Origin of the sequence: Providencia sp. PROV003, assembly GCF_045040775.1 — a bacterium.
Classification (GTDB): Bacteria; Pseudomonadota; Gammaproteobacteria; order Enterobacterales; family Enterobacteriaceae; genus Providencia; species Providencia huashanensis.
Genome location: NZ_CP096369.1, coordinates 170,832 through 188,878, shown reverse-complemented (window position 1 = coordinate 188,878; position 18,047 = coordinate 170,832). Strand labels below are relative to the sequence as shown.

Here is an 18,047-nt window from a genome sequence, read left to right as displayed (position 1 = left end):
GAAGCATGTTAGAACTTCAATGTTTTAAAGCAGCAGCAGTACAGGCGGCTCCTGTCTTTTTAGACACTGACGCAACTGTGGATAAAGTGTGTCGGTTAATTGAGGAAGCCGCAGATAACGGTGCAAAATTAGTGGCTTTTCCAGAGGTTTTTATTGCAGGCTATCCGTATTGGAGTTGGGTAATGAACCCAATTGACGGCAGTCCGTGGTTTGAAAAACTGTGTAAATCGGCAATCGAAGTTCCGGGGCCGGAAATTCAAAAAGTCGCGCAAGCTGCGGCACGCCATCACATTAACGTTGTTATTGGGGTCAATGAGCGCAGCCCTACAGGCATCGCGACTTTGTACAATACATTAGTCACCATTTCGGATGAGGGGCAAATTTTAGGCCGTCATCGCAAACTGGTACCGACATGGGCGGAAAAACTGACGTGGGCCAATGGGGATGCCTCTTCATTAAAAGTGCACCAAACGAGTATTGGGCCATTGGGGGCCCTAGCGTGCGGGGAAAATACCAATACCTTAGCGAGGTTTGCTTTATTAGCCCAAGGGGAATTAGTGCATATCGCCAGCTATATTGCTTTACCCGTTGCGCCAAAAGATTACGATATGGCGGATGCTATTCGTCTGCGCGCTTCTGCACACTGTTTTGAAGGCAAAGTATTCACCATTATTGCTTGCTCAACAGTATCAGAGGAAATTATTGAGGCGATGTCTACCTCTCATCCAGAAGCCCGTGACTTACTAGCGCGGCCTAATAGTGCTTTTTCTGGCATTATCGGCCCTGATGGGCGGGTGATTGGTGAACCATTGGTTGACAAAGAAGGCATTGTGTATGGTGAGATTGATTTGAATCGTTGTATTCAGCCACGGCAAATGCATGATATTACTGGGCACTATAATCGGTTTGATATTTTTGATTTACAGGTAAATCGTCGCCCGCTGACTGCTGCACGCTTTAATCACCAAGGGCAAGATATCGATGAATTAAATGTTTTTCCCAGCTCAGAAGAACCGTTTGGGGGGGTAGGGCAATGAATTTAGTGCGAACATATCGGATCGGGCAAATTGTACCTTCATCCAACACCACGATGGAAACGGAGATCCCGGCTATATTACGGGCTAGGGAAGCTCTATTTGCTGAGCGTTTTACTTTCCACTCAAGCCGTATGAGGATGCAAAAAGTCACCAAAGACGAATTGGCAAAAATGGATTCAGATAGCGACCGCTGCGCACTTGAATTGTCAGATGCTGCTGTAGATGTGCTGGGATATGCTTGCCTAGTGGCGATCATGAGCATGGGGAACGGTTACCATCGGGTCTCTGAAAAACGCTTATTTCAACGTACCATGGATAATGGCCATCCAGCTCCAGTTGTAACTAGTGCAGGGGCATTAGTGGAAGGGTTACAAGCTATTGGGGCAAAAAAAGTGTCTATCTTAACGCCCTATATGAAACCTCTCACACAGTTAGTGATTGATTACATAGAAAATGAAGGTATTGAAGTGGTGGATAGCATTTCACTAGAAATCCCTGATAACTTGGATGTGGGGCGGCAAAACCCGCTAGCTCCCGTTGAAATCACCAAAAAATTGAATACGCAAGTGGATGCTATTGTGGCTTCCGCTTGCGTACAGATGCCTTCGTTACCGTCAATACAGCTTATTGAAGACCGCGTAGGGCTACCCGTATTATCGTCTTCGGTGGCTACCACGTATATGATGTTGAAAAAGTTGGGTTTAGAGACTGGTATTGGTGGGTTTGGTTCATTGCTAAATGGTAAGTTTTAGCTGAATTATTGCTCTTTTCTGTTACTCTTTGAGGGGCGGTGATTTAATGCATAGTGCTTATCAAGGGGAGCAAATGCCAGATTCAAAAATTTTTGTTGATCATTATTTGCCTGCCCTGCTTGGGCAGGCTTGGATGCTGGTCTCTTCAGAGTTTCACGCGACCGTGGAAACCAAAGGGCTTTCTGTATTGGAATGGCGGGTGTTATCCACATTAGCAGGTAATGGGTCTATGGGGATCACTGAGCTTTCGCAAAAAACAGTGAGTAAGCAGCCAACAATTACACGTGTGCTACAACGACTTGAACAGCAAGGGCATGTGATCCGCCATAATAACCATAATGGTAGTGATAAACGAATAACATTAGTTAGCGTGACATCGAGCGGGATGTCATTAGTTGATGATCTCCTTATCGCAGCACAGCAGCATGAAGAAGCTGTTTTAGCACCGCTAGGTGTTCGTAAAAGTAAAATGCTTAAGCAAATATTGCGGGAGCTGATTGAGCGCCATAGTTTTGAGGGGAACAATATAGATAAACGTCATACAGATAAAACTAGTGAATAAACAAAGTATCTTTAAAAGAACAGTTAATAGTCTAATAATGATGGTTTAGGTATATTTTCTATATTAATACTTAACTTATTATGGTGTGCATTTTTTATTTTTATCTATCAAATAGATAATTAGCGATATTAAGAGGTGGTATAAAAAATAATAAAATTGTAACGTAATGATTGTTAGGCGATTTCCCAATTTTATTTTTTTTGTATCTGATAATTAATAGTTACTTTACATTGATTCAATTTATCTATTTACTGCATTACTGATAATTAATGATTAGCTAAACATGGAGCAATTAATGTCAGTAGTGACACTTGTACTCGTTTTTTTATTAGCCGTTGTTGTGAGCGTTTTTGTTTCACGACTGCTCAAAGATATTATTCCATTACCCTTGATCCAGATAGCACTAGGGGCTGGCTTGTCTTTATATGGTTTTACCGTTGAATTTGAACCTCATCTATTTCTATTTTTATTTATTCCTCCTTTATTATTCCTTGATGGATGGCGTATCCCTAAAGAAGCCTTATTTCAAGAAATTAAACCGATAATGTCGCTAGCCATAGGTTTAGTTGTTGTCACCGTTATTGGTATGGGCTTTTTTATTCATTGGTTAATCCCTGCCATTTCATTAGCCGTCGCATTCGCGTTAGCTGCTATTTTGTCCCCTACGGACCCAGTTTCAGTGTCAGCAATGACAGTGAACTCCCCATTGCCTTCACGTATGGCGCATATCCTTGAGGGGGAATCATTACTGAATGATGCTACTGGATTAGTCTGTTTTAGCTTTGCGGTTGTAGCGGCGTTAACTGGGACATTCTCACTAGCTTCTGCGGCTGGGCAGTTTGTACTTGTGGCATTTGGTGGGATTTTAATAGGCCTGCTAGTTGCGTGGGCGATTGGTTGGCTAAATCAATTCTTAGTTAAACGCACAGGGGAAGAGCCGGCAATTCAGATAATGATTAGCTTGCTAATGCCATTTACTGCTTACTTACTGGCAGAGCATCTGCATGTTTCCGGTATTTTAGCTGCGGTTGTTGCCGGTATTGCGATGCACTATGAGAAAATAGCAGGCCGAATGCAAGCAGCGACTCGTATGCAAAGTAAAGCGGTGTGGGATACTGTTCAAACTGCATTAAACGGGATGATTTTCATTTTACTTGGCGAACAGTTGCCTGGTATGTGGACCAATATGCCTGAAGTTGCAGAAGCCGCAGGTGCTAGCCACCCTTGGATGTTGTTTGTGTATGTTGCTGTGATCACAATTGCATTGGCGATTCTGCGTTTTACTTGGGTGTGGATCTCGATGACTTTAACAGTCTTCCATAAACGCCGTCGCGGTAAAGAAGCAGATGTTATGCATATTCGTATGATGGCAGTAATGGCGACAGCGGGTGTGCGCGGAGCGATTACGTTAGCCGGTATTTTAACGTTACCTTTATTGATGCCAGATGGTTCCTTATTTCCAAATCGTGATGTGGCTATTTTCTTAGCAATGGGGGTGATTTTATGTTCACTATTAATTGCCAGCATTGCCTTGCCAATTTTGACCAAAGGCTTAGTACAGGATTTACCGTACGATAACGACGAAATTCGTGCTCGTTTAGCATTAAACGAAGCCGCAATGGCACATTTACGTGACCTAATGAACCACCCTTCAGAAGATGTAGATGAAATCGCGATGCGAACTGAAGTTGGTGCTCAACTACTCGAAATCTACGGTAGGCGACTTGATAATTCAGATGAAAGTGAATCGGATGTTTATGATTTACATAGAATGATTGAAATGGAGCGCGATATGTCTAAATCGGCGCTCAAAGCCAAACGTGAAGCGCTTTACCTAATGCGCAAAAATAAAAATATCAATGAACGTGTTTACCATCGTTTACGTGATGAACTTGATTTAAAAGAAGAAACTCTTAATCATCATAAAAAAGGAAAGCATTAATTTAAATGGCCCAAGTAAAAACTTGGGCCATTTTTAGCTCAAAAGGAATAGCGTGATAAAAAAATATCAACTGACGGAAAGAGAACTGAACTTACTATGGGATGAAGCTATTTTTATTTCCCATGTGAATGACAATAAGGGCTTTCGCCAAGATGAGCATGGTCAATGGATTCGTCGTAGTGAATTTGGTAACCCTAATAGTGAATATGGTTGGTCATTATTGAGGGGTAAAAACAGTACTGAACAGTTTGATATTAGTGATTATATTCCGTGCCACTGGCGCCTTGTAAAGAAACAAGAACTAGACTCTGAAAAGAAAAAACTAAAACTGAAGATGTTACCTCTTGAAGATATCGCTCCTGAAAAACGTGATAGCTTATGGCTATGCGGTCAAATAGACTCGAAGGCGAATGAAGAAAAAGGGTATCGGGTTGATATTTTTGGTCAGTGGATTGGTCGTCACCAATACGGCGATTTGACAAGCCCATTTGGCTGGTGTGTGGTATTGGTTGATATTTCTGAGGATTTAACTAACTCACCGCAATGGGAAATGCTACCTATCAATTTAGGCCACATGCAGGAACTTGTTTTGCTAGGTCAAACAGATGACGAGGGTTGGACTGCATGGGATACAGTTGGTTGTGTGGCTGACGCTGTGGAGAGCGGGTTTGGTATTTTAGCTTCCGCAGTCACATTACCTTTTTCGTTTTTAGAATAAATCACCTTGTTGATTTATTTAAGGGGGTTGATACTATGCCTGTCCCTCTTTCTAGGTTAGTAAAAAATATGTATTCGGTTGTAGCAGGCTTAAGCATTATTATTACCATCACATAGTGGTGGGGGTAAGCTACATCCTAAACCCGCCAGACAAGGCGGGTTTTTTGTTCTTGTCTGGTTAGTGACCAACAAGGAATTTATGATGAACTCAGTACAAGCACCTCAACAGCCTAATAGTGAACCCCAGTTGCATTTTCTTTGTGGGAAAATCGCATCAGGCAAATCCACCTTAGCGAAAACACTATCGCAACAGCCTCGTACTATTTTATTGTGCGAAGACGAATGGCTTTCTGCACTATATCCTAATGAAATTAAAGAACTATCTGATTATATTGAAAAAAGTGCTTTAGTGAAAAAAGTGCTAGAAAAGCATATTCAGCACCTTGTTGCTGCGGGTAATACCGTCGTGATGGATTTCCCTGCAAACACGCCCACCCAGCGCCAATGGTTGAAATCTTTAGCGCAATCATCTGGTGCATCTTATGTTTTTCATGTATTAAACGTTGATAATCAAAAGTGCAAAGCAAGGTTAGCAGCGCGTAATTTAACAGGGGAAAACCCATTTCAAACCTCTGAAGCACAGTTTGACTTAATTACGGCGCACTTTTCCTATCCAGATAGCAGTGAGCAACTAGTGTGTAAGTTCTACTGATAAAGGGAAGGGACTAACGTGGTTAATAGCCAGACAATATTGACCACTCTAATTTTAAGTTATTTAGGGCGATACATTTTTAGGTTCTGCTGTTGTTCTATCCAATAATAATCTGCTGGGCCACCCGCTCGTAGCAGAGGTTTTTGCCCTGCACAGTCATATAGTCCATCTCGTAGGGCTGATTCATCAATATGCACCATCACGACCTCACCCATTACCATCCAAGTATCTAACAGTTGGCCATCAGCCCGTTTAAGTTGTTGATATTGAGTGACAATGCATTCCATTGATACGGGTGTTTGTGCAATACGTGGAGGAGAAACTAATGTGGATGGTAATGTTGATAGTTGGGTTAAGGCAAATTCGCTTTCACCACGTGCCAGAGTCGCGCTACTCATATTCACTTGTTCACCAAGCGCCAGTGTTGCGAGGTTATAAACAAATTCTCCCGTTTCAATCGCATTGGTGACGGAATCTTTTTTACCAACACTTGAAAATGCCAATATTGGAGGGGAGTAGTTGAAAATATTGAAAAAACTGTAAGGTGCGAGGTTTGTTCTTCCTTGGCTATCACAAGTTGAAATCCAACCAATTGGTCGGGGGCCAATGAGCGATGGGATAGGGTCATGAGGAAGCCCGTGGCCTTTTGTGGGTTGATAACTATAAAACTGAGTGGTCATTGCACGCTCCTTTTTTGTTTTATCCTAACGGATAATATTAGGAGGCGTAAGAGTAAAAAATGAAAAAGGCAATCAATGTATAAAGTTAGCAGTCAGTGGATAGTGCTCAGGATTGAGCACTATCTGAGGCAAGCTTACCCAGAAATTCGTTGAATAAAACTTGATGGGCTTTGCCCTAACCACCTTTTAAACATGGTTGAAAATGACCCCACATTGCTATAGCCCAAATCAAATGCCACTTCAGTAATCGACTTCCCAGCAGAAATATGGGTGATTGCACTTAACAAACAAGCTTGTTGCCGCCAATCAGAGAAAGACAACCCTGTTTGAGTTCCAAAAAAACGACTAAACGAGCGCTCACTCTTATGGAGTTTTGCTGCCCATTCTTGGGGAAGAGAGGTAATTTGTGGTGATTTCAAAAACTCACGACACAGTGTTGCTAAATGCTCATCTCGGGGGATGGGGGCATAGAAAGGAAGCGGCTCCGCTTGTGCTATTTCATGTAAAATAAGTTGGAACATTGCGCCATCACGACCATTTAAGTCATATTCGAGCGGGGTATCGACGGCTTCAAGCAATAGCTGACGAAGTAATGGAGATACCCGTAATACCTCACATCGATTCCCCCTACGCGGCGCTGCTTTTGGCTCGATATATAAACTACGAGTGCTGACATTCAGCATACGTGTTTCATGGGGAGTATTACAGGGGATCCAAACTCCGCTATCTGGTGGGATCACCCATTCGCCATCTGCGGTGCTGACTTCAATTAGCCCGGTAGCACCATAGAGAAACTGAGCTCGACGGTGAACATGAGAGCTCAAGAGTACATTCGGTAAGTAATCGGTTCCAATGGCGAGAACATCACGAGGCGTCGCATCAATTGTTTTCAGTGGAATATTTCGCATAGGCAATTTTGTTGGCTGAGATTCAAATATTGTTGTTGGTTTTATGAATATAGGCAATTTTTATTGATATAACCACATGTTTTATATGGTTGGCTGAAATTCCGATGTGTTTGGCAATTTTTCGAAAGTTGGCTAAGAGGGAAATGTTTACTCTATCGCGGCAACCTAATGTACGCCAGAGGTAGAGTTACTATGAAAAATTACCTAGATCGGAATGATAGCCAAACACATCTGATCGAACCACTAACCCGCCGTCGGTTTATTCAAGGCAGCTCTGCACTCATGGCTGTCCCCTTTATTGCTGCTAAAACCATTGCCTCAACACCAGAAGACCCAGAGATCATCCCTACTAAGCTCATTCAAAACTCAGCGGAACGCATCGTATCAACCTGTAGTAGTTTTGACTGTGGTGGAAAATGTGATATTCGAGCACATGTCAAAGAGGGGGTCGTTACACGCATAAGTACACGCCCTGATGCCGACCTTGATGAAGAGATGCCGATCATGCGTGCATGTGTACGTGGTCGTAGCTATCGAAAATTTGTTTATCATCCAAATCGCTTGAAATACCCAATGAAAAGGGTTGGTAAACGTGGTGAAGGGCGTTTTGAACGTATTAGCTGGGAAGAAGCGACGACGTTAATTGCAGATAATATGCAGCGTATTAATACGCAATATGGCCCAGCATCGCGTTTTGTCAGTTTGAGTACGGGGGTAACCGGCGGTATTTTTTCTGGTGCCAACATGCTACGCCGTTTATTTAACTTAACGGGGGGCTTTCTGGAAAATTACCATTCAGTGAGTAATGGCAATACCATGGCAGTCACGCCATATACTTATGGCACCTCAGCGAGTGGTAGTACCTTAGATACCTTAGAAGATACGCCTTTAGTGATCCTATGGGGGCACAACCCTAACGAAACGATTTTTGGTCATTCAAATCATTATTTCCAAAAGATGAAAAAGAATGGCACTAAATTTATCGTTGTCGACCCGCGTTACTCGGACACCGCATCATCCTTAGCTGATCAATGGGTCCCTATCTTACCCACCACAGACAACGCGATGATGGATGCGATGATGTATGTGATCATCAGCGAAGGCCTGCATGATCAAGCCTTTATTGATAAATACACCATCGGGTTTGATGAACATCAGATGCCTGAAGGTGTCCCCGAGAACGAGTCATTAATAGCTTATTTAATGGGGAAAAAAGATGGAATTGTGAAAACCCCTGAATGGGCAGAGCCGATTACAAAGGTCCCTGCACAGACTATTCGCCAACTCGCTCGTGAATATGCCAATACCAAACCTGCCGCCTTAATGCAGGGCTGGGGGCCTCAACGTCATATTTGTGGTGAGCGCTCAGCGAGAGGGGCGACTTTGTTGGCGACTATTACCGGTAATGTGGGGCGTAAAGGCGGTTGGGCTGCTGGCTACGGTATGGCAGTCACTCCTGATTTACGTAAAACCTTAGCGGGCCCAAGTTTATTTGAGAACCCAGTGAAAGCAAAAATCAATATCACTAATTGGGTTCAAGCCTGTGAAAATAAAGATTTAGTGACCCCTGATAACGGTTTGAAAAATGCAGAAAAACTCGATACCGAAATCAAAATGATTTTTTCATTAGCGGGTAATTATATGACTAATCAGAATCCGGATATTTTGCATGCCGCTAAAGTGCTGGAAGATGAAAGCAAAGTCGAATTTATCGTTTACAGCGATTTATATATGACACCGAGTGCTAAATATGCCGATATTTTGCTTCCTGAAACCAGTTTCTTAGAACGCTGGAACGTCGGGGGCACATGGGGGACGGGTAATTACATCATTTTATCTGAAAAAGTCATCGAGCCTGAATTTGAACGCCGTAGTGACTATGAATGGTTATGTGAAGTCGCAGAAAAGTTAGGAGTAGGTGACGTATTCAGTGAAGGTAGAACAGAAAAGCAATGGATAGAACATCTGGTGAATGATGCGCACAAAAAACGCCCAGAAGATAATATTCCTAGCTTTGATGAACTCTTGGTAAAACGCCGTCATCTATTAAAGCATCAGCCGCATGTGGGGCATGTTGCTTTTGAGAAAAATATCCAAGATATACAAAACCACCCGTTTGAAACGCCATCAGGGAAAATCGAAATTTTCTCTAAACGCCTTTATGAGCGTCAGGATGCGGATATTCCAGCACTATCACATTACGTGCCTGCCATTGAAGGGCCTGAAGATACCCTCACGACTCGTTATCCATTGCAACTAATTACATGGAAAGGCCGTAATCGTGCCAATTCAACGCAATTTGCTAACCCGTGGTTACAAGAAGTACAGCGACAAGAACTGTGGATCAACCCGATTGATGCTAAACGACGAAACATTACAGATGGAGAACGCGTCAAGGTGAATAACGACCGTGGTGTCACCATGGTGCCTGCCAAAATAACTCAGCGCATTATGCCGGGTGTTGTTGCCTTGCAGGCCGGAGCATGGTGGCAGCCCGATGAGAACGGGGTTGACCAAGGTGGTTGTGCTAACGTTTTAACCTCGGCACGTAGTACAGCAATGGCACATGGTAATGCCCATCAAACTTTATTGGTGGAGGTAACTAAAGCATGAGTAAATTCCACGTTTATCCCGCTGTCAGTAACAAACAGTTAGGGTTCTATATTGATTCGGCGCGCTGTTCAGGCTGCAAAGCGTGTCAGGTGGCTTGTAAAGATAAAAATAACCTTGATGTGGGGCGTAAGTATCGCCGTGTTTACGAAGTAACGGGGGGAGAATTTATTGAAAACGGCACAGGAGGGCTGGTGAATAATGTGTTTGCTTATACGTTATCCATTTCATGTAACCATTGTGCTGACCCGATGTGTGTAAAGAATTGCCCAACGACGGCTATGCATAAACGTGAAGGGGACGGCATCGTCATGGTTAACACTGACAAATGCGTTGGTTGTGGAACCTGCGCTTGGTCTTGCCCCTATGGTGCTCCTCAAATGAACCCTGAAACTAAGCAAATGTCGAAATGTGATTTTTGTATCGACTTGCAATTAAAAGGGGAGCAACCCGTCTGCGTCGCGACTTGCCCGTTAGGGGCTATTCAGTTTGGCCCCATTGATGAACTAAGAAAACAGTATGGGGACCAAGCGGATGTCCGTGGGTTACCAGATTCCTCAATTACCCATCCCAATTTAGTGATCCACCCACATCAAGGGGCGGGTCGTACTCAAGACTTACAAGGAGATGCCAAATGAATGAATGGCCATTATTGTTATTCACATTTTTAATGCAAACATCCATTGGGCTGAGTGTGATGTTGGGGGTCTTTGCGAAAAAATTATCCACGGCGTTAGCGGGGAAAATTAACTCACAGTTTTTCTTATGGTATTTATTGGTTGCTTGTGTGCTTGCTGGTGTTGGATTGTTATCTTCGATTACGCACCTAGGCGTGCCACTTAATGCCCCTAATTCACTGTTAAATATTTTCTCGTCTTGGTTAAGTCGTGAAGTGGTACTCACTGCAAGCTACTTTGCTTTTCTTGGGCTGACTTTTTTATGGTTATGGTTCAAAAAGGAATTGTCATATCTGTTGTTAGGGTTAGCCATTATTGTTGGGCTCTGTGATGTGTATGCTATGGCGTCAATTTATCGGTATACATCAATGTTAACTTGGATGAATGATAACACCTATTTGATGTTTTACGGCACGATGCTTACCGCGGGAGCAGCGGGGTATTATTTACTCATCAATATGTTATTGCGTTTTAATGTTGGTTCACTTGATGTGCAAATTCCAGTCCGAGGGTTGTGGATATTATGGGCAGTTATTGCTCTTAGCTTATTAGCGCGTTTAGTTTATCAGCCTGCATACGAAAGCTATTTATTACACACTGGCTATCATAATGAATCTATTACCTTTCCTATTGATTCTATCCGTGCTTATCAAGGAATTTGGTCATTACGCATAGGGAGTTGGTTAATTGGCATATTGGCTATCGTGGTTTTAGGGTATGGGGTTTATCGCCAAGTTCGGCAAACAACGCTGGGTATTCATGCATCAGCGAGTCAGGTTTATTTTGCTGTAGGCTGTGTTGCCGCTATTGTTGCTGAATTTCTGTTACGTTACTGTTTTTATACTATTCATCTTTAAATGAATAACCGCTATTACCTAGGAAATAACCCGTTGTATGATCCATTTTTCACACTATGCAGCAGCATTTAATATATTGGGTACTTGTTATTTATTTTCACCAGAGGACGACGCAGCTGATTATGCTATTCATTTTTTCAAGCTCGATGATTTTGCCTCTCAGTGGCCCTGTAAAATAAGTTCTCAACTTAGTCGTCGTATTACGGAGTCACTTAAAATAGATATCGCGACGTTAAATACTCAGTGGACAGCGCTATTTATTGGGCCAAATGCATTACCAGCCCCACCATGGGGCTCGGTATATTTAGACCCTGAAGGGGTATTGCAAGGCTCATCAACAGCGGCGCTAAGTGATTTTTTAAAACGTGAGCGTTTGACGGTACAAACACCTTATCCAGAACCGTCAGACCATGTTGGTTTAATGTTATTTCAAGCGGCGGTTTTAGCTTCACAAGTGAGAGAAGAGGCATTAAAAGAATTATTGCATGAACATTTAGAAAGTTGGTTACCACAGTTTTCTGAGCAATTAAATCGAACAAACCAGAGCCTTTTTTATAATGCGTTGACTGAGCTTGCTCTGGTCACGGTAAAAAATTGTTCATAAAGTTTTTAATGTTAGGCTTAATTGATCAATATTTTTGATGTTTAAATCGTTAATTAAACGTAATATTTGAACGAGTTAAAGGTTAATAAATTATAATTAAATGAAAATTGATTTAGTTATAAGAAATGCAAATTAAAATGATTCTTACTTTATATTTCTAAGCCATAATACGTTTTTAAGTCATACTACTTAATGATGTGCTTAAATATTCTAAGGGGGTATAAAGTGGTCAATCTATGTAATCGTTTATTGTCTCATGAAGATTTAGGAAGGTTGCTATTACGCCTTTCGGTTGGTGGGCTAATGCTGTTCCATGGTATGAGTAAATTATTAACAGGGGCTAGTGGTATTAAGGCATTGCTGGCTTCTTACGGTTTACCTGAATTTATTGCCTATGGGACTATTTTAGGTGAAGTGGTTGCCCCAATTTTTATTATTTTAGGTTTTTTAACGCGTCCATCAGCTTTATTAGTGGCGTTTACCATGGTTGTTGCATGGCTAATGATTGGTTTGGATAAAACTTTTTTACTCGATAAAACCGGCGCTTGGGCTATCGAAAGTATTGTTTATTTCTTCTTAAGCTCGATTGCATTGGCATTTATGGGCGCAGGGAAATTCTCAATTATGAAGAACCCATGCTGGCGGTAATATTATTTTTCTTAAGTGTTTGACATTGCCTTTAAAGAAAGACCATCAAAAATATTCTGATGGTCTATTTTTTTGAATAACCAATAGCTAGTTATTTTCTAATACAACTGTACGGAAAAAACTATCTAGTAAACGGCTATCACGGCAAGCGGGTTCAGGGAATTGCATTCGCTCTGCATTAGTCATAGTCTCTGATACGAGTTGGTCTATAGCTGGCCGTCTCGCACCATAATGACTTTCGTCAGATTGGCTTTTTATCGCCAACAACTCATTAATTTCTAATCGTACTGATTTATCTGAGACTGTTGCAGTCACCAATTCTGAAAATGCCATTGGAGGCATGTTTTTACTTTTTTCTATCCAGTGTAATGCTAATACAGCACGCAATAGGTAAAAGTATTTTTTCAGTTTAACTTGTTTGCCTTTAAAATCAGTATGTAAATTGCGCTTACTTATTGATAAATAATGATAACGTGATTTTAGTGGCGAATAAAATTGTGCAGCCAGTTGCTCTAGTTGAGTAAAAAATGCCTCATCCTTAAAATACACAATGGGTGAGTGTAGCCACTCGATTAATGCGGGGTTTGAGTTTCGCATTAATTTCAATGCTTTAGAAAGCTCCCAACCCGACACATCTAACTCATCATCAATTGGTTTCTCTATCACATCGCGTTTTTTATCCAATGTTAGGTACCAATCAAGTTTGTGAACATAGATAAACCGGACGTCATAGTCGCTATCGCGGGAGGCAAAGCCCCAACCGCGACTACCCGACTCACACGCAAAGAGTATTTTAACGTGGTGAGTTTCTTCTATTTCTTTAAGTGTTTTACCTATCCGTTCTTTCATCAGCACGGATATACTTTCATGGCTAGTTTCCATGCTTTCTCCTTTTATCCCTTTACACACACTACTTGGCGTAGGGTATGAACAATTTCTACCAGTGAGGACTGCGCAGCCATCACCGCATCAATGTCTTTATAAGCCATCGGTATTTCATCAATCACATCACTGTCTTTTCGGCACTCAACATGGGCTGTCGCTATTTTTTGGTCACTTACAGAGAAACGTTTTTTAGCCTCTGTCCGGCTCATGACCCGTCCTGCACCATGGCTGCATGAACAAAAACTTTCTTCGTCACCTAAACCGCGCACAATAAAACTTTTCGCCCCCATTGACCCTGGAATGATCCCCATTTGGCCTTTTCGTGCAGATACCGCGCCTTTTCGGGTTACCAGTACTTCTTCACCAAAGTGCTGTTCTTTTTGCACATAGTTATGATGGCAATTTACGGCTTCTTGTTCTGTGATAAACGGCTTTGGAATTTCACGTGATAGTGCTTCCAATACGCGGTGCATCATTACTTCACGGTTATGGCGAGCAAAGTCTTGCGCCCAACCCACTGCTTCCATATAGTCATTAAAGTGCACACTACCTTCTTCAAAGTAAGCAAGGTCTCTATCCGGCAAATTGGCGATATGCTGTTGCATATCTTTTTGTGCCAGCGTGATAAACAAGTTACCTATCGCATTTCCCACCCCGCGTGACCCGCTATGTAGCATTACCCATACACGGTCTTGTTCATCTAAACACAGTTCAATAAAGTGGTTCCCCGTTCCTAATGTCCCTAAATGTTTGTAATGATTAGTGTTACGTAGTTTTGGGTATTTATCACAGATACGTTTAAACTCTTCATCCAAGTGCGCCCAGTGGGTATCGACAATATCCGGTGTACGATACCAAGCCCCTTTATCACGTCCATGGCGGTGGGTTGTTCGACCATGTGGTACCGCCGCTTCGATAGCGAAACGAATATTTTGCAGGCTATCTGGTAAATCAGCCGCTGTTAATGATGTACGCACGGCAATCATCCCACAGCCAATATCCACGCCAACTGCCGCAGGGATAATCGCCCCTTTGGTTGGTATAACACTTCCTATCGTCGAACCTTTTCCAACGTGTACATCCGGCATTACCGCAAGGTGCTTAAAAATAAACGGCATTTTAGCGGTGTTTTGTAGTTGTGTTACCGCTTTCGGGTCTACAGGCACGCCGTTGGTCCACATTTTTACAGGCACGCCATTTTCTTGAATTAATTGATTAAAGTTATTGTTATTCATTGTTATTCCTTAATTTTTACCAATCCGTTTAATACTTGATCTAACCCACCATAAACGGAAATTTGGTCGATTCGATGTGCGATACTTTCTAAGGTTTCAAGTTCTTTTAAACGCAGCGCAACTGGGTTGTTTTCCATCACTTTTGCGGTATTTAACAGTGAACGAGTCGCGGCGGTTTCTTCACGGCGGCGGATCACGTTAGCTTGTGCCGATTTTTCGGCTTCAACGACTTGAGATAAAATAGTGCGCATATCCCCCGGCAAAATGATGTCTTTTACACCGATACTATCGATTTCTAAGCCAAACTCAACGACGCACTGCGCGACTTGAATCAACATCAACTCATCAATTAACTGCTTGTTTTCTAAAAGTTCATCTAAGGTTCGGGTACCCACGATTTCTCGTATTGAAAACTGCAATTCACGATATAAATGCTCTACAGGCTGGCTCAGTTTTGAGAATGCCAGCAAAACATCGTGATAGCGCCAGTTGGCACACAGGTTGATGCGTAATGTGACTTTGTCTTTGGTTAAAATCTCTTGTCCGCTAACTTCTAATGATTGTAAGCGAGTGTCTATTATCTCAACTTCCGGTTTGTGGTTGATTTTCCAATAACCGTAAGTTCCCGGTTGTAATAAATCTTGTATCTCACCATCAATTTTTAGCATACCGACATGCCATGCAGGTACTTGGCTAATTAAGGCCAACTCATTGCCTTTAATGCGTTTTTTACCCATCAGACGTGCAACGAATACAGAGTCAATAACGCTATTTTCTAGCGACTGCGGCTCCACTTTTAAATTATTGCCATTTTTCCAATACAACCGACGGCTCGCAGGTGGCAGTATTTCTGTCAAACTATTGTGCAAGTATATAAAACCAATCTCGTCATCAGTCAAAGCGATGTCAATACAGTGATCATCAACCCAATCAGGGTGAAATTGGCGTAAGTGGTCTGCCAGTTTTTCATCAATAGGTTCGTTATCAAGTGTGAACAATGACACCGTCAATTGATTAAACCAATCGTTTAAACGGTGCTCACCCGCAGTCAGTAATTGTTTAAAATCCCCATTTTTAGCGGTCAATGCGATTTGTCCTTGAGCGATATTTATTTTTTTCATTATTTTTCCTTTTTCAATATTTATCCGGCACTGAAGAAAAAAGCGAAGTGGTGAGGGGAAAAGTAGAGTGCCAAAATTGGCTGTCTAAATTTCTGCTCATCACTCGGCAAAGCTCTCGAGTGGCGGTTTCAAGCTTAACTTCTGCTTAGTTTTATACAGTTGGATTTGTATTTTTTTCAGGAGTCGAACCTGATAGCTAGGCTATTACCAAGGTATCTTACTGACGGCGGCATACAGACCATGTAGTGACTGAGTCACCATGTCTGCACCGGTTGAACTCGAAGTTCAGACAATTTCCGGCAGTGGATGAAGATATAATTGCCAGAAGCGTGCCAACTTTTATTAAAGTAAGTTAAAAAATTTTATATTATTGAAAAATAACAAATAAATATATCTGGTTAAATTTTACTAACATTACCAAGAGAAATGAATTAGGCTATTTATTATCTTTTTATATCGCATTTTATAAATTTATATAAACTCATCATGAATAAGAAACGCAAAGTGGTCATTGGTGTATTGGGCACAGTACTCGATAGAAGAGGCAAAAAAGCCAATCGCTGGACAAAATGGCGGCCAACGGTTGGCCTTTGCCAACAGCCTAATTTGGATATTGGTCGTTTTGAATTACTGCATCAGGTGAATGACTATGGCATGGCGCGCCGGGTGAAAGAGGACATTGAACAAGCTTCTCCCAATACGGAAGTGGTACTGCATGAGGTGGATATTGCTGACCCGTGGGATTTTGAAGAGGTTTATACCTCATTACTGGATTTTTCTTCGCATTATCAATTTGATACTGATAATGAAGAGTATCTGGTACATATCACTACGGGTACCCATGTGGTGCAAATTTGCTGGTTCTTATTAACCGAGGCTCATTACCTGCCTGCGAAGTTAATTCAAACCTCCCCAAGCCAAAAGGGGCGGGAGAAAGACCCTGCCGGTATTCATGCGGTGATAGACCTTGATCTTAGCCGTTACGCCCATATCACCAGCCGTTTCCAAACAGAGCAGCAACAGCAGGTTTCGTTTTTAAAATCGGGTATTGCCACCCGCAACGCGGCATTTAATACCATGATTGAGCAAATCGAACGCGTCGCATTACGCTCTAAAGCCCCGATTTTACTCAATGGGCCAACGGGGGCGGGGAAGTCTTTCTTAGCTCGGCGAATTTATCAACTGCGTGAAAGCCGCCATCAAGTTAAAGGGCGATTTGTGGAAGTAAACTGTGCAACGCTTCGTGGTGATAACGCTATGTCGACGCTGTTTGGTCATGTAAAAGGGGCGTTCACAGGGGCAATCAACCCAAGGCGTGGGTTACTGAAAGAAGCGGATGGCGGTATTTTATTTCTCGATGAAATTGCGGAACTTGGGCTAGATGAACAAGCAATGCTATTGAAAGCCATTGAGGAGAAAAGCTTTTTTCCTTATGGTTCAGATGAAGAAATTCACAGTGACTTTCAATTAATTGCAGGGACTCACCGTAATTTGGCGCAGCAAGTGGAAGAGGGCAAATTTCGTGAAGACTTATTTGCCCGTATCAATATGTGGACATTTGCCTTACCGGGCTTGCGTGACCGCCGTGAAGACATCGAACCGAATATTGATTATGAATTAGCCAAATTTTGCCAAGACCAACAAAGCCAAATTCGTTTTGATAGCGAAGCTCGAAACGTTTATGTGAAGTTTGCCTGTTCCCCTCAAGCCCATTGGCGTGGAAATTTCCGTGAGTTGGGTGCCTCCATTAACCGAATGGCAACGTTTGCTGAACGCGGGCGTATTACCAAAGCGGTAGCCGAAGAGGAAATTGGCCGTTTGCAAGCTCAATGGCAGTCAAAATCAACCAATACATTACCAAAGCAAATTGGCGAAATTGATTTATTCGACCAGCAACAGTTAGCAACCGTGCTGGAAGTTTGCCGGCGTTCATCTTCTTTGTCAGAAGCGGGGCGTGAGCTGTTTGCCATTTCACGGCAACATAAAAAACAGCCAAATGATGCAGATAGGCTGCGAAAATATTTGGCAAAGTTTGGGTTAGATTGGGATGGGGTGAGAAAGGGATAAAAAGAAAAACCCCCGCCGAGGCGGGGGGAGGGT

17 protein-coding genes are annotated in these 18,047 nt (G+C 42.4%); 12 read left to right on the top strand and 5 right to left on the bottom strand.

All coding sequences use genetic code 11. The features are described from left to right. The first annotated feature begins 5 nt into the window (after nucleotides 1–5). The 6 genes from M1F14_RS00775 (at nucleotide 6) to M1F14_RS00750 (ending at nucleotide 5,722) form a co-directional block, all read left to right on the top strand. Entirely contained in the window at nucleotides 6–1,037 is a 1,032-nt protein-coding gene (locus M1F14_RS00775) for a carbon-nitrogen hydrolase family protein (RefSeq protein ID WP_042848449.1), read from the top strand. After that, complete coding sequence (locus M1F14_RS00770; RefSeq protein WP_042848448.1) at nucleotides 1,034–1,789, top strand: Asp/Glu racemase; 756 nt, start codon at nucleotides 1,034–1,036, stop codon at nucleotides 1,787–1,789. Before M1F14_RS00775 ends, M1F14_RS00770 begins: the two co-directional genes overlap by 4 nt. Nucleotides 1,790–1,862: 73 nt before the next feature. After that, nucleotides 1,863–2,351 carry a MarR family winged helix-turn-helix transcriptional regulator gene (locus tag M1F14_RS00765; protein ID WP_048608822.1) on the top strand — a complete coding sequence of 163 codons (489 nt, stop codon included), beginning with the start codon at nucleotides 1,863–1,865 and terminating at the stop codon, nucleotides 2,349–2,351. Between the two features lie 295 nt (nucleotides 2,352–2,646). Then, nucleotides 2,647–4,293 (top strand): Na+/H+ antiporter, encoded by a 1,647-nt coding sequence (locus M1F14_RS00760; protein ID WP_131680239.1) that lies wholly within the window; start codon nucleotides 2,647–2,649, stop codon nucleotides 4,291–4,293. Nucleotides 4,294–4,345: 52 nt separating this feature from the next. Then, complete coding sequence (locus M1F14_RS00755; RefSeq protein ID WP_181469048.1) at nucleotides 4,346–5,011, top strand: hypothetical protein; 666 nt, start codon at nucleotides 4,346–4,348, stop codon at nucleotides 5,009–5,011. Between the two features lie 198 nt (nucleotides 5,012–5,209). Continuing rightward, nucleotides 5,210–5,722 (top strand): ATP-binding protein, encoded by a 513-nt coding sequence (locus M1F14_RS00750; RefSeq protein WP_226693419.1) that lies wholly within the window; start codon nucleotides 5,210–5,212, stop codon nucleotides 5,720–5,722. Between the two features lie 59 nt (nucleotides 5,723–5,781). Here M1F14_RS00750 and M1F14_RS00745 read toward each other — a convergent pair whose 3' ends face one another. Both M1F14_RS00745 and M1F14_RS00740 read right to left on the bottom strand, forming a co-directional pair. After that, on the bottom strand, nucleotides 5,782–6,402 hold the full coding sequence (locus tag M1F14_RS00745) for a flavin reductase family protein (RefSeq protein ID WP_042848445.1): 621 nt from the start codon (nucleotides 6,400–6,402) through the stop codon (nucleotides 5,782–5,784). Nucleotides 6,403–6,536: 134 nt separating this feature from the next. Beyond that, nucleotides 6,537–7,310, bottom strand: a complete 774-nt coding sequence (locus M1F14_RS00740) for a helix-turn-helix domain-containing protein (protein ID WP_042848444.1) — start codon at nucleotides 7,308–7,310, stop codon at nucleotides 6,537–6,539. A gap of 192 nt (nucleotides 7,311–7,502) precedes the next feature. Here M1F14_RS00740 and M1F14_RS00735 point away from each other — a divergent pair, with 192 nt between their 5' ends. The 5 genes from M1F14_RS00735 (at nucleotide 7,503) to M1F14_RS00715 (ending at nucleotide 12,706) form a co-directional block, all read left to right on the top strand. Beyond that, a complete protein-coding gene (locus M1F14_RS00735) occupies nucleotides 7,503–9,923 on the top strand; it encodes a DMSO/selenate family reductase complex A subunit (RefSeq protein WP_181469050.1) in 2,421 nt (806 codons plus the stop codon). Continuing rightward, nucleotides 9,920–10,558, top strand: coding sequence for a DMSO/selenate family reductase complex B subunit (locus M1F14_RS00730; protein WP_042848441.1), 639 nt, complete (start codon nucleotides 9,920–9,922; stop codon nucleotides 10,556–10,558). The genes M1F14_RS00735 and M1F14_RS00730 overlap by 4 nt, the downstream gene beginning before the upstream one ends. Further along, the gene (locus M1F14_RS00725; RefSeq protein ID WP_181469051.1) at nucleotides 10,555–11,454 is read left to right on the top strand and encodes a DmsC/YnfH family molybdoenzyme membrane anchor subunit; all 900 of its coding nucleotides are present in this window, start codon (nucleotides 10,555–10,557) and stop codon (nucleotides 11,452–11,454) included. The genes M1F14_RS00730 and M1F14_RS00725 overlap by 4 nt, the downstream gene beginning before the upstream one ends. Before the next feature lie 37 nt (nucleotides 11,455–11,491). After that, nucleotides 11,492–12,058: a molecular chaperone TorD family protein gene (locus tag M1F14_RS00720; protein ID WP_042848437.1), complete on the top strand. Its 567-nt coding sequence runs from the start codon at nucleotides 11,492–11,494 to the stop codon at nucleotides 12,056–12,058. Between the two features lie 192 nt (nucleotides 12,059–12,250). Continuing rightward, nucleotides 12,251–12,706 (top strand): DoxX family protein, encoded by a 456-nt coding sequence (locus tag M1F14_RS00715; protein ID WP_071547663.1) that lies wholly within the window; start codon nucleotides 12,251–12,253, stop codon nucleotides 12,704–12,706. 87 nt (nucleotides 12,707–12,793) lie between these two features. Here M1F14_RS00715 and M1F14_RS00710 read toward each other — a convergent pair whose 3' ends face one another. Genes M1F14_RS00710 through M1F14_RS00700 form a run of 3 tightly spaced genes read right to left on the bottom strand, consistent with a single transcriptional unit; the run spans nucleotide 12,794 to nucleotide 15,947 of the window. Continuing rightward, on the bottom strand, nucleotides 12,794–13,588 hold the full coding sequence (locus tag M1F14_RS00710) for a nucleotidyltransferase domain-containing protein (RefSeq protein ID WP_042848434.1): 795 nt from the start codon (nucleotides 13,586–13,588) through the stop codon (nucleotides 12,794–12,796). A gap of 11 nt (nucleotides 13,589–13,599) precedes the next feature. Continuing rightward, entirely contained in the window at nucleotides 13,600–14,826 is a 1,227-nt protein-coding gene (locus M1F14_RS00705; protein WP_042848433.1) for an RtcB family protein, read from the bottom strand. A 2-nt stretch (nucleotides 14,827–14,828) separates the two neighbouring features. Next, nucleotides 14,829–15,947: a slipin family protein gene (locus M1F14_RS00700; protein WP_042848432.1), complete on the bottom strand. Its 1,119-nt coding sequence runs from the start codon at nucleotides 15,945–15,947 to the stop codon at nucleotides 14,829–14,831. Nucleotides 15,948–16,433: 486 nt separating this feature from the next. Between M1F14_RS00700 and rtcR the strand changes: the two genes are divergently transcribed. Then, nucleotides 16,434–18,014, top strand: coding sequence for an RNA repair transcriptional activator RtcR (gene rtcR, locus M1F14_RS00695; RefSeq protein ID WP_181469053.1), 1,581 nt, complete (start codon nucleotides 16,434–16,436; stop codon nucleotides 18,012–18,014). The last annotated feature ends 33 nt before the right edge of the window (nucleotides 18,015–18,047 follow it).